The following is a 13,603-nucleotide window of genomic DNA, read 5'->3' as shown; positions in this document are numbered from 1 at the left end:
TAAGAGCCCCCATTCCACCCATCAAAACACACCCAATTTATCCACATTATCATAAATAATCTTAATGGCAATGGCACTAAGTAGCCATGGCATGGTAGCTTTTAACCATGCCATCGGCAGGCGGTTACGCAGTTTTACGCCAACCCATGAGCCAAATGATGCCGATAACGCCATCAGTACAATCAATCGCCAATGCTCAATGAAACTAAAACCTAAAATGATATAAACAATCAATTTAAAAACATGCACAACAGTCATCATCAGCGAACCTGTACTAACAATGACATCGTTATTATCATATTTTTTCATCAACATGGGTATATGCAAAGGTCCAGGAGCACCAACAAACAGCCCAATACCCACCTGCACAAAACCGATCAGATAAAAATTCTCTAAACTTTTTAATAAGCGATTGACAGTGCCGGACCACTGAGTCAAAAGGATATAAAAGGCAATAAATAACGGAATTAAGTCAAGTTTAACAAATTTTACCGCCATGCCAAAAAACAACACCCCTATCAATGCTCCCACAATGAATGGGCGAAAATAAGTCAGCACCACATCACGCCTGCCAAGCCAAACACGACTTACATTGCTTGCTAGCTGAGTGGTGGCATGAATAGGAATGATTGCACTGGCGGACAAAAACATGGGCATTAACCCAAGTAAAATCGTACCGCCTGCTAGCCCTGTGATGCCCGCCAAAGCCGAAGTAAAAAAATTAATGATGACCAAAATAAGATGATCTAACATAACAAACGCACCGATGATAGGGAGAATAATGTAGCAACATTCTTAAAAAAACACAAGCCAAGAAGCTCAACAACAAACAACACCGACATCAACTCTAAAAGCAAATACAACAAAAACAACACAACGCAAGTCTGTCTTATTTTATCTCAATCATGGCATATTTATAAAAATATTTTCTATTTTGTAATTGCCAAGCTACTTTTCTTTCCGCTATAATACATATAGTTTCAAAAAGACTAAAACGGCTTTTTACAGTCTTACTGCATACTTCCCAATAGATCTGAACAGCAGACCCATTGAGAATTCTTATATCTTATATCCGGAGTTGATATTATGAAACTATTTAAGCACGGTGCCATCACCCTATCTATTCTTGCCCTAGCTGCTTGCGGTGGCGACAAAAAAGAAACAGCACAAGCCACGGATGCTGCAGCTGGCACAGAAGTAGTGACACAAGCACCTAAACGCCCAGAGTGTATCGCTCCTGCCAAGCCAGGTGGTGGTTTTGATTTAACTTGTAAGCTTGCCCAATCAGGTCTTCAGGATTTAGAACTGATTGATAAACCAATGCGTGTTACTTATATGCCTGGTGGCGTAGGTGCAGTAGCTTATAACAAAATTGTTGCCAATGACCGTAAAAATGGCGATGCAATCGTTGCTTTCTCAACAGGCTCCATCCTAAATCTATCACAAGGCAAATTCGGTCAATTCACCGAAAAAGATGTGCGTTGGCTTGCAGCAGTAGGTACAGATTATGGCATGGTGGCGGTTAATGCTGACTCACCATACAAGAACCTAGCTGACCTAGTAGACGCCTTAAAAAAAGACTCTAAATCTGTAACTTTCGGTGCAGGTGGTAGCGTCGGTGGTCAAGATTGGATGCAAACAGCCCTACTTGCTAAAGCAGCAGGAATCAACCCAGATGCCATGGGTTATGTGGCGATGGAAGGTGGTGGCGAGGCGGTTACAGCCGTACTTGGCAATCACATCCAAGTTGTGTCAGCAGGTCTAGCTGAGGTGATGCCACATGTTAAGGCAGGCAAGTTGCGTGTACTTGCTGTGTTCGCTCCAGAGCGTCTAGAGGGGGAAGGCTTTAAAGATATTCCTACTGCCAAAGAACAAGGCTTTGATATTCAATGGCCTGTAATTCGTGGTTATTACATGGCACCAGAAGCATCTGATGCGTCTTATAACTGGTGGAAAGGTCAGTTTGACAAAATGCTTGCCGATCCGAAGTTTGCTGAACTTCGCACCAACCGTGAGCTATTCCCATTTGCCATGACAGGTGATGAACTGACGCAATACATTTATGATGAAACACAAAAGCTACACGCTCTATCTAATGAATTTAATTTGGTAAAGACCGCTGAGCAAGCCAAGTAACACCCCTGTTACCATTTCATCACAAACCAAATCCTATCTGTTAGGATTTGGTTTTTCTAAAGGAAAAAAGGAAACTGTATGGTTGACCGTATATTTTCAGGGCTCATGCTTTTGGTATCTCTCATTTTGCTTGTTATTGCATGGGGCTATACCGCACCAATTTCATATGACCCAATAGGTCCACGACCTTACCCTGTCATGCTATTGGTTTTATTGGCAATATTGACCGCCATCATCGCTTTTCGCCCTGCTAAATTTAGCGAAAAAATTCAGCTTGGACTAAATATTCCCATCATCAAAAATTTAGTACTATGTACTATTGCCATGATTTTGTATGCTGTTCTTTTTGAGATGTTGGGCTACATCATCGCCACCGCCTTGATGGCATGGGTTGTTGGCGTACTGTTTGGCGGGCATTGGCTAAAAGCCCTAATTGCATCAACCATTATGGCAGTTGCTACTTATTTTTTATTTAATGGTCCGCTTGAGGTCAGCTTACCTGCAGGTGTACTTGGGTCAATTTTGGGGTAAATGATGGAAACTTTTGATTTTTTAATGCATGGCTTTGCCATTGCTACTACACCTCAAAACCTACTGATTGCTCTCATCGGAGCATTCATTGGGACGATTGTGGGTATGTTGCCAGGTCTAGGACCAATCAATGGCGTGGCGATTTTATTACCGATTGCATATGCCTTAGGTCTACCACCTGAAAGTGCCCTAATCCTATTGGCTGCTGTGTATTTAGGCTGTGAGTATGGCGGTCGCATCTCGGCAATTTTAATCAATGTTCCAGGTGATGCAGCGGCAATCATGTCCACACTAGATGGCTATCCGCTTGCCAAGCAAGGCAAAGCCGGTATTGCTTTATCTTTATCCGCCTTAAGCTCCTTCATTGGCTCAATGATTGCCATCACAGGTGTGGTATTGTTTGCTCCACTCTTGGCAAAATGGGCGATTTCATTTGGTCCTGCCGAGTATTTTGCTTTAATGGTTTTTGCCATTACTTGCCTAAGTGGTCTGGTGGGTGATGCACCATTAAAAACAGGCATCGCCGCTCTTATCGGATTATTACTTGCAACCGTAGGGGTTGATGCTGTTACAGGTGTATATCGCTTCACTTTCGGTTCAGTCAATCTATCAGACGGCATTGCTTTTACTACGATTGTGATTGGTTTTTTTAGTGTGAGCGAAATTTTAATCATGCTAGAAAACACCAGTGCTGGTCAAAAGGCTCTAGAACAGGGCAAGCGTGGCATGGTAAACCTTAAAGAGTTTCTATTCTCTTTGGGTGCAATCATTCGTAGTGGTCTGACTGGCTTTGTGGTCGGTATTTTGCCTGGTGCAGGTGCTACCATCGCCTCTGCCATGACTTATTCCAATGAACGCAAGATTGCAGGCGAAAACGGCAAATTTGGTGATGGCGATTTGCGTGGTATCGCCGCCCCAGAAGCCTCTAATAATGCGTCTGCCTGCGGTTCGTTCATTCCCATGCTCACTCTTGGGGTGCCTGGCTCTGGCACAACAGCGGTCATGATGGGTGCGTTGACGCTTTACAACATCACGCCAGGTCCTCAACTATTTGCGGAGCAACCTGACATCGTGTGGGGTTTAATTGCGTCATTATTCATCGGTAATGTGATTTTGCTTGCCTTAAACTTACCACTTGTTAAGTTTTTTGCCAAGCTACTAGACATTCCAAACTACATCTTAATACCTGCCATCGCTGCGGTGAGCTTCGTGGGCGTGTATTCAATTCACAGTACCATTTTTGATCTGGTATTAATGATTGCATTGGGTGTGTTTGGTTACTTCCTGCGTAAACTACATTTCCCATTATCAGCACTCATTTTAGGCTATGTACTTGGTCATCTGATGGAATCCAACCTTCGCCGTGCATTATCCATCTCTCAAGGCGACCTAGGCATACTATGGCAAAGCCCAATTTCAATGGTGCTTTGGGCATTGGCAGTGGTGATGGTTATTTTACCAATTTACCGTGCCATTAAAGGCAAAAAAATCAAAAAAATTGCCTAACTCATAAAAAGCCCGCCGTCATGGTGGGCTTTTTTGGTTGCACCATCTAAATAACACAACCCTATCATCATGATTTTTATGATGATTTTGCATCATCATTTCATGCTATAATAACCGCAATTCATCAGTAGCTCTTTTAGCATGACCAAGCATCGCCCCATTCATCAGCACGCAAAAACCCAAACACAGCCTGTTATCCTAAACATCCATGCTTTAACACACGATGGGCGTGGCATCGCAAGCTATGACGACACACATGGCAACAACAGTGGCAAAAAAGTCTTTGTTGATTTTGCCTTGCCCAATGAAACAGTCAAAGTCGCCATCACAGGCAATAAAAAATCCTTTGATGAAGGACGAGCTATAGAAGTGCTCAGCCCCAGCACCAAAAGACAGATGCCTTTTTGCCGGCATTTTGGTGTGTGTGGTGGTTGTAGTTTGCAACATCTGCACGCTGATGAGCAACTAAAACATAAGCAGTCCGTGCTTGCCAATCATCTTACTCATCACGCCAAAGTTACCCCAAACCATTGGCTTACTCCTGTGGTCGGCAAGCGTACCGGCTATCGCACTAAAGCCAGACTTGGTGTTCGCCATTTACCAAAAAGTGGGCAACTCATTGTTGGATTTCGTAAAAAAAACAGCAACTTTCTCACCGATATTGATGACTGCCCCATCTTGGATAATCGAATTAACCATCATCTTAAGACGCTAAAAGCCACGCTCGCCCAGCTTAAAGGAGTTGGTGGTATTACGCACCTTGAATTTGCCACAGGTGATGAGTCATCACAAGTAGCAATGGTGATCAGACATACCCAAAAGCTCAACAAACAAGACAGACAATCACTCATCCAGCTCTGTCAACATCTAAACTGGCAATTGTATTTACAACCGCATGGTGAAAACAGTGTGCATCGTATTGATAGCAATGAATTGCCAAACACTCAAAGTACACCGCCATCAGGTGGGCTGTTTTATCAACTGCCAAATTTTGACATACGCTTAGAATGCTCACCGCTTGATTTTACGCAGGTTAATCTTTCGGTAAACTCACCAATGGTTCTGCTCGCCTGCGACCTATTAGACTTACAAAAAGGCGAGACCGTGCTTGATTTGTTCTGCGGTCTGGGTAATTTTAGCTTACCTTTGGCTCGCTGTGTGGGCGAAACAGGGCGTGTCATAGGTGTTGAAGGCAGTGCTGAGATGGTCAAGCGTGCTACCATGAATGCAGCACAAAACGGCATTTGTCATGCCGAGTTCTACACTCAGGATTTAAGCCAAGATTTCTCAGACAAGCCTTGGGCAAAGCGTGTTGATGCCTTGCTCATTGACCCACCTCGCTCAGGGGCTGCTACCGTCATGGCGTATTTAGGCAACTTTCAAGCCAAACGCATCGTCTATGTCTCTTGCGACCCCATCACGCTTGCCAGAGACACCGCTACCATCATCGCCCAAGGCTACCGTCTCACGCATACTGGCGTTATGGATATGTTCTGCCATACAGGTCATGTTGAGAGCATTGCTCGCTTTGAAAAAATCCACCCCATCAGCCCAACTCAAAACAACCAATCATAAAGTCAGCTCAAATAAAAAAGCACACCAATTGGCGTGCTTTTTTATTTGGGTTTTGTTAGTTTACTTGGAAGCGGCGTTTTGGTGCCCTATCTTGACGCTTAGAAGAAAATACCTCTTCTACCACTCTTGGCTTTTTCATGCCCTGATTTGGCGTCTTGTACAACTTGTTTGTTGGTCTATCTTGACGCTCATTGCGATGCTCTTGGCGAGAGCGATTGCGAAATTCGCCATGACTGCCATACCCTGATTCTTTATCAGAATGACGCTTAGGGCGTGTATTACCATGCTCATGCGTATTGGCATACAAGCCATCTGTGCGTCTGTCATGTTGTGGGCGAGATTGGCGACCATCTTGGTGGTGACTTTGGCGATGGTAGCTACGATTACCATCAAACTCACGCCCCCTACTTTCAAAGGTACACTCACGAGGAGCATCTGATGTATAATTTTCCTGCCGACGATCTTGACGCTTTGGACGGTCATGCCAATCTTGGCGTTCTTGTCGGTCATAAGAAGATCTCGCTTTTTTGTTTGTGCGGTCCTGACGATGACCTTGCTCAGCTCGTCTGCCCTCAAAACGGCGACCGTCTTTTTTTCGTGGGTTATTCTTACGGCATTCTTCTTGTTCAAATGGGGGACGCTTAGGCTCAAAACCTTCAATGGTCTCTTCGCTCATGGTGCGTTTTAGATAGCGGTTAATATTTCTTAATTGCCCACGATCATCAAAACTACACAAGTTCATTGCCACACCTGTACGCCCTGCACGCCCACAGCGTCCGATACGATGTACATAGTCTTCAACCTGACGAGGCAAATCATAGTTCACCACATGACTGATGGCAGAGATATCAATGCCTCGTGCCGCCACATCGGTCGCCACTAAAAAGTCGCATTTACCGCTTTTGACATCACTGATGATGCGGTTTCTTTTACCTTGTGGCAAATCACCATGTAAATAGCGTGCTTTTAGCCCTGCGTCAGTCAGTGTCTGAGTTAGCTGTTCTGTACTGCGTTTGGTGGCAGCAAAAATCACGGCTTGATTAATATCTTGATTGCCCAACAGCTCCAACAGAATCTTATTTTTGTGATGAAAATCATCACAAAAATACACCGACTCTTCAATATGTCCACTCTCAACCTTAATAGAGACTTTCTCAGGATTGTTAGTGAAACTTTCGGCAATCTTGCCCACTGCACCATCCCAAGTTGCTGATGACATGACGGTTTGGCGAGATGCCGGAGCATTTTGCAAGATGGTCTGAATATCATCAGCAAAGCCCATGTCAAGCATGCGGTCGGCTTCATCTAGCACCAACACCTCAAGTTTGGACAAATCCACACGACCTTCGTTCATGTGGTCAATCAGACGACCAGGTGTGGCAATGACAACCTGAACACCCTTTCTTAAGGCACGAATCTGACCACCATAAGGCGAACCACCCACCAAAGGAATGCTATACATTCCACGCAAATTCGCCCCATAACGGCGTACATTATCATGTACCTGTTGAGCCAACTCACGAGTCGGTGTCAAAATCAGTGCATAGATGTGCTTATCAAGACAGCTTTGGCGACTCAGTTTATCTAAGATAGGCAATACAAATGCCGCAGTCTTGCCTGAACCTGTCTGTGCTGACAGTAGCAAATCACGACCTGATAGTGCATGGGGAATCGCCCCTGCTTGAATGGGTGTTGGATTGGTGTAGCCGCTTTTAACCAGAGCTTTTAAGATAGGCTTATTGAGTGATAAATCTTCAAAAGTCAGACCATCTGACTCACTTTTTTCTTTGCTATTTTCAAGGACAGCAGAATCATTAGGCAGCGTGCCGATTGCACCTGCATCATCAAATTGGGGCATAAATAACCTTTATGTATTCTTGTATATATCAAACCACGAGATGAGAAAAAACATCAAGCCACCAAATCAATGGCGAGTTTAAGGCGAAATATTTTGGCATTTTGTCGGGGTGGGAATTGAGCAACAGCTCATCAAAATCATCGCGAATCAGAAAGGTATTTTTGCCACACGGCAGAGTAAGTGTACTTTTTTAAGGGTTTTCCCATCCAAGCACCGAACATACAAACTCAAAAAATGCGATGTCATCAATTATATATTGTCATCATTGAGCCATTGGCTAACAAGTTGACAGTTTGTTAATTATATCACAAAAGATACCAATTTAGAAGAAATATTAAAATATATTTGATGGATAATTACTCAATAAATGCACGCTAATTTATGGGATTTTACTTTCAAAAATATTCAGAAAATGCCATAATATCCCCACTGACACTCTAGGCGAACCCAAAATCAACTTTTAAGTAAGCTAGGATTGGTATTCGCCCTAAAACAACCAAAAGGACATATCGTGGTACAAATTCGTGAAGGCTTACCACTACTAAGCGGCGAAAATAGCGACACCGACAGTGCGACATTGGCGGCAAGTTTGGTTGCCAAAGAGCTACACCCAGATTTTAAGGCACAGCTGGCTCACCCAAAACTAAAAACCACTCTAGATCATTCCGAGCAGACGCAGACCCCTGCCACCATCAGTGAGTCCGACATTGATGTGGAAACTTGGTTATCCACCGTTGCTGAACGCATTGGCAAAGACGATTTGCCGATGCTTCGCCGTGCTTGCGACTTTGTTAGGGTGCAAGCAAGCAAGCCTCACGCTAGTCGCTCAGGTGCTTATGCCACAGGCATCGGCATGGCAGATATTTTGGCATATCTATTTCAAGATGAGAACGCCTTGGTTGCCTCCATGCTTTATCGCACAGCACGCCGAGAGTTGGTCAGCCTTGACACCATCAGACATAATTTTGGCGAAGACATCGCCCATCTGGTCGCAGACACACTGGCAATGGGGCGACTGTCTGAAAGTATCGAAGAGAACAAACGCCTAGAAGACTATTTTGAAAGCGAACAACGAGATCAGCTGTCCACTATTTATAGTATGCTCATCAGCACCACCAACGATGTTCGTGCCGTACTCATCAAGCTGGCTGAACGCACCTTTGCCATGCGTGAACTGTCTTTTGCACCCCCCGATCGCCAAAAGCGAGTTGCTCGTGAAGTGATGACCATCTACGCACCACTGGCACACCGCCTATCTATCGCTCAGCTTAAATGGGAATTAGAAGACTTAGCGTTTCGCTACCTTGCCCCTGACGAATACAAAAAAATCGCCAACCTACTTGCCGAAAAACGCAGCGAACGAGAATTCTACATTGAAACTGTTCAAGCTGATTTAAGTAACGCACTCATCACAGCAGGCATCAAGGCAGAAGTATCGGGGCGTGTCAAGCACATCTACTCCATCTGGCGTAAGATGAAAAAGAAGAACCTATCATTTGACCAGCTCTACGACATTCGTGCCTTGCGAGTGTTGGTTGATACCAATACCGAATGCTATCACACCTTAGGGATTGTGCATGGACTATGGCGACATATTCCAGAGCAGTTTGATGACTACATCACCAACCCTAAGCCGAACGGCTACAAGTCGCTACATACTGCCGTCATTGCCAATCATCGCACACTAGAAGTACAAATACGCACCTTTGACATGCACTTTGAAGCAGAGCTTGGCAAAGCGGCTCATGTGAATTATAAAGAAGGTCTAAAAGCCAAAAAAGACGACTATTTAACTCAAAAAATCAGCTCACTACGCCAATTACTTGGCAATGATAAACTAGAAAATGTTGAGTTAGATGACGAACTCGATTTAGAAGACAACGAACGCATCTATGTCTTTAGCCGTGATGGCGACATTACCGAGCTACCCAAAGGAGCAACCGTCCTAGATTTTGCGTATCATGTGCACACTGAAGTTGGCAACCGAGCTCAAGGAGCAAAGGTTAATGGACGCTATGTGCCACTCACACATCAGCCCAAGACAGGTGACCAAGTAGAAATCATCACCAAGTCCAACCGAGAGCCTAATCGTGATTGGCTCGTTGCTTCGCTTGGGTACATTCATACCAACCGTGCCAAATCCAAACTTCGCCAATGGTTTAACAAACAAGATAGAGACAAGAACATTGAATTCGGTCGTGCCATGTTCTTGCGTGAGCTTGATAGATTTTCCATCAACCCAAGTCAGGTAGAGCTTAGCGACTATCTAGAAGAATTTAATGCCAAAAATGAAGAAGATTTGTTCGTCTCCTTAGTGATGGGCGATGTGGGCGTGGTGCAGTTGGTTGGTAGAATCAGTCATCGCCTAAATCTCAACACACCACCTGTTGATGAAGGCAGCATTGAAATCAAAACGCCATCTCGCCCCAACAAATATCAAATTGACTTACAAGGGCTTGATAATGTTGAAATCCATCTGGCTGGGTGCTGTACACCCGTGCATGGCGAACCGATTGCTGGTTTTGTTACCGTGTCGCATGGCGTAAGCATTCACCACGCCAGTTGCCTTGAATACCTAAGATTGATTGATAAAGAACCTGAACGCCATATCAGTGCAAATTGGCAGACAGCTTTTGGGCGTTATCAGCCTGTAACCGTTCATGTCGAAGCTTATAATCGCAAAGGGCTACTTCGTGATTTGGTCAATATCATTGATAAAGAAAAAGTTAATATTCACCGTGCCGAAACCATCTCATCTGACGAGACCATCAGTCATATGAAATTTTATGTTGAAGTGGCAGGTTTGGCACACTTGTCACGCCTGCTTGCCAAGATTGAACAACAACCTGATGTTCTGCACGCCAGACGCAGTACCAACTAATAGTGATTGATATGCCAGAATTACCCGAAGTTGAGACCACCAAAAAAAGCTTAGACCCACTACTTAATCAAACCGTTGCCGCTGTTCATGTACATCAGCCCAAGCTACGCTACATGATGCCACATGATTTAGATGGCTTAATTGGCTTTCAATTATCCTTGGTAGAACGCCGAGCCAAATATCTACTTTTGCATTTTCGTCATAATGCAGATAATGCTAATAAGGTACTACTTGTTCATTTAGGAATGTCAGGTAGCTTGCAACAACACCCCATCAACAGCAATGCTCCCATCGCCAGAAAACATGATCATCTCATCATCAGCTTTGGCGATGTCGCCCTGCATTACCACGACCCACGCCGTTTTGGCATCATACTTTGGGCGGATAATGACGCACATCTTGATAATAAGGACAATGCAAAAGATAGATTCTTAGCTCATCTGGGTGTTGAGCCTTTAGATGATGCTTTTAATACTGATTATCTATATCGGCATATCCATAGACTCAATGATACCAATAGTCCTTGTGCTAAGCCCACTAAAGCCATAACCAAACCCATTAAAACTCTCATCATGGACCAAACGGTCGTGGTAGGCGTGGGTAATATCTATGCTGCCGAGAGTCTTTTTTTGTCAGGCATTCACCCTGCCAAACCCGCCCATCAAATCAGCAAAGAGCAAATTGCCAAGCTGGTCAAGCACATCAAGCAGATTTTGGCAGAAGCCATCAAAAAAGGCGGTTCAACTTTGCGTGATTTTACGGTAGGTGGTGGCAAAACGGGGTATTTTCAGCAGACTTTGCTTGCTTATGGCAATCACGGCAAGCCCTGCACCCAATGCGGTAGTATTCTGGAAAATCAAAAAATCTGTGGGCGAGCAAGCGTCTATTGTCCCACTTGTCAGCCATTATCCACAACCAAAGAATAGCCATAAACCACCAAAACTTAAGAACCATAGATTTTTATCACTCAATAGTCATCTATTTAAAAGCATGATATCATGCTTAAACTTACCACATCACCGCTCACCCATCTCAACTATGCTTATCAATGATACATAATAAATAAAAAACTGCCCATGAAACAGCTTATTCATGGGCAGTTTTTTAAGGATAATCAAATCAGTCTTTCTTACGACCAAGACGCTTGCGTTCATTTTCTGTTAGATAACGCTTACGAATACGAATTGATTTTGGTGTAACTTCAACCAACTCATCATCTTCGATGAATTCCAAAGCTTGCTCCAAAGTGTAATCCAATGCAGGTGTTAAGATGATTGCATCATCCGAACCAGACGCACGAATGTTGGTTAATTGTTTTGCTTTTGTTGGGTTTACCACCATATCATCAGAACGAGAGTTAATACCCACAATCATGCCTTCATAGACCTCAAGCTGTGGCTTAGCAAAAAGACGACCACGCTCTTGTAAGCTAAATAGGGCATAACCCAAGCAAGTACCTGTTACCATAGATACCAATACACCATTTTGGCGTTTTGCCACCGAACCCTCTTTGGCAGGTCCATAATGGCTAAAGCTTGAAGTCATGATGCCCGTGCCTGATGTCATGGTCAAAAATGCTGAGCGAAAACCAATCAGTCCTCGTGACGGCACTGTCGCTTCGATACGAATACGACCTTTGCCATCAACCTCCATATTGGTTAGCTCGCCTTTGCGTTCTCCCATCTCTTGCATAACTGCACCTTGATGCTGTTCTTCAACATCAAAAGTAACATTCTCATAAGGCTCGCACATCACGCCATCAATCTCTTTCATGATAACCTGTGGACGAGATACACCCAGCTCAAAGCCCTCTCGACGCATGTTCTCAATAAGCACAGATAGATGTAGCTCACCACGACCTGAAACTTTGAACTTCTCTGGACTGTCAGTATCCTCAACACGCAAGGCGACATTATGAATCAACTCACGGTCAAGACGCTCACGAATATTACGAGAAGTAACAAACTTACCCTCTTTTCCTGCAAAAGGCGAGTCATTGACTTGGAAAGTCATCGATACGGTCGGCTCATCAACCGACAATGCAGGCAACGCCTCAACATTAGATGGGTCACAAATGGTGTCTGAAATATTTAAACTATCCAAACCTGTTACACAGACGATATCGCCTGCTTGAGCAGAATCAACATCAACACGCTCAAGTCCATGATACCCCATGATTTTTAAGATGCGTCCATTACGCTTATTACCATCTTTATCAATCACGGTAACAGGTGTGTTGGTTTTCACCGAGCCACGCTGAATACGACCCACCCCAATAACACCAACAAAACTGTTATAGTCTAGGCTTGAGATTTGCATTTGGAATGGACCATCGGCATCAACCTTAGGCGATTCTACGATATCCACAATGGTCTCAAACAGTGGGGTCATGTCAGCCGCTAAATTATCTGGCTCAAGACCTGCAATGCCGTTGATTCCAGATGCGTAGACGATAGGAAAATCAAGCTGTTCATCAGTCGCACCTAAGCTGTCGAACAGATCAAACACTTGGTCAATCACCCAATCAGCTCGTGCGGCAGGCTTATCAATCTTGTTAATGATAACAATCGGCTTAAGTCCACGAGCAAACGCTTTTTGAGTAACAAAGCGAGTCTGTGGCATTGGACCTTCTTGACTATCAACCAGCAACAGCACACAATCCACCATCGACATCACACGCTCTACCTCTCCACCGAAGTCAGCATGGCCTGGGGTGTCCACAATATTGATGCGGTATTCAGTACCTGTGCGACCATCAGTCCAACGAATGGCGGTGTTTTTTGCCAAGATGGTAATGCCTCGCTCACTTTCCAAAGCGTTGGAATCCATCACACGCTCAATCTCACCTGAACGCTCGCCTAACGCACCAGATTGTTGCAATAGTTTATCAACCAAAGTCGTTTTACCGTGGTCAACATGGGCAATGATTGCGATGTTACGCAAATGCTTAATGTCGTCTGCCATAAATACTCGTATAAAATAAGGATTGCTAATTCAGCAAAAAATAACTTGAATGGGCATAAATTGCCCAATAGGGACAGTCTTCTTAGAACTTAAGTACAATAAGAAAAGTCAACTATTATATCATGATTTTAGCCATAGTAAAAGAAGCAACC

The 13,603-nt window shown here is 44.1% G+C and carries 9 protein-coding genes; 6 read left to right on the top strand and 3 right to left on the bottom strand.

Going from position 1 to position 13,603, the window contains the following annotated elements:
- Positions 1 to 21: 21 nt before the first annotated feature.
- A complete protein-coding gene (locus L3D27_RS00660) occupies positions 22 to 753 on the bottom strand; it encodes a sulfite exporter TauE/SafE family protein (protein ID WP_284673791.1) in 732 nt (243 codons plus the stop codon).
- A 333-nt stretch (positions 754 to 1,086) separates the two neighbouring features.
- Here L3D27_RS00660 and L3D27_RS00655 point away from each other — a divergent pair, with 333 nt between their 5' ends.
- The 4 genes from L3D27_RS00655 (at position 1,087) to rlmD (ending at position 5,748) form a co-directional block, all read left to right on the top strand.
- A complete protein-coding gene (locus L3D27_RS00655) occupies positions 1,087 to 2,136 on the top strand; it encodes a Bug family tripartite tricarboxylate transporter substrate binding protein (protein ID WP_284673790.1) in 1,050 nt (349 codons plus the stop codon).
- 78 nt (positions 2,137 to 2,214) lie between these two features.
- Positions 2,215 to 2,667 carry a tripartite tricarboxylate transporter TctB family protein gene (locus L3D27_RS00650; RefSeq protein ID WP_284673789.1) on the top strand — a complete coding sequence of 151 codons (453 nt, stop codon included), beginning with the start codon at positions 2,215 to 2,217 and terminating at the stop codon, positions 2,665 to 2,667.
- A 3-nt stretch (positions 2,668 to 2,670) separates the two neighbouring features.
- Entirely contained in the window at positions 2,671 to 4,173 is a 1,503-nt protein-coding gene (locus tag L3D27_RS00645; protein WP_432481844.1) for a tripartite tricarboxylate transporter permease, read from the top strand.
- A gap of 141 nt (positions 4,174 to 4,314) precedes the next feature.
- Positions 4,315 to 5,748, top strand: a complete 1,434-nt coding sequence (rlmD, locus tag L3D27_RS00640; protein ID WP_432481277.1) for a 23S rRNA (uracil(1939)-C(5))-methyltransferase RlmD — start codon at positions 4,315 to 4,317, stop codon at positions 5,746 to 5,748.
- Positions 5,749 to 5,803: 55 nt separating this feature from the next.
- Here rlmD and L3D27_RS00635 read toward each other — a convergent pair whose 3' ends face one another.
- Positions 5,804 to 7,606 (bottom strand): DEAD/DEAH box helicase, encoded by a 1,803-nt coding sequence (locus L3D27_RS00635; protein ID WP_432481276.1) that lies wholly within the window; start codon positions 7,604 to 7,606, stop codon positions 5,804 to 5,806.
- 511 nt (positions 7,607 to 8,117) lie between these two features.
- Here L3D27_RS00635 and L3D27_RS00630 point away from each other — a divergent pair.
- On the top strand, positions 8,118 to 10,487 hold the full coding sequence (locus tag L3D27_RS00630) for a RelA/SpoT family protein (protein WP_432481275.1): 2,370 nt from the start codon (positions 8,118 to 8,120) through the stop codon (positions 10,485 to 10,487).
- 11 nt (positions 10,488 to 10,498) lie between these two features.
- Positions 10,499 to 11,413, top strand: a complete 915-nt coding sequence (mutM, locus tag L3D27_RS00625) for a bifunctional DNA-formamidopyrimidine glycosylase/DNA-(apurinic or apyrimidinic site) lyase (protein ID WP_373628054.1) — start codon at positions 10,499 to 10,501, stop codon at positions 11,411 to 11,413.
- Positions 11,414 to 11,606: 193 nt separating this feature from the next.
- Here the strand turns inward: mutM and typA are convergent, their stop codons facing one another.
- Entirely contained in the window at positions 11,607 to 13,451 is a 1,845-nt protein-coding gene (gene typA, locus L3D27_RS00620) for a translational GTPase TypA (protein WP_284673784.1), read from the bottom strand.
- Between the last annotated feature and the right edge of the window lie 152 nt (positions 13,452 to 13,603).

This window comes from Moraxella sp. ZY200743 (genome assembly GCF_050885545.1).
Classification (GTDB): Bacteria; Pseudomonadota; Gammaproteobacteria; order Pseudomonadales; family Moraxellaceae; genus Moraxella; species Moraxella haemolytica.
Note: the sequence above shows the minus strand (reverse complement) of the source record. Positions and strands in the feature narration are given on the sequence as shown.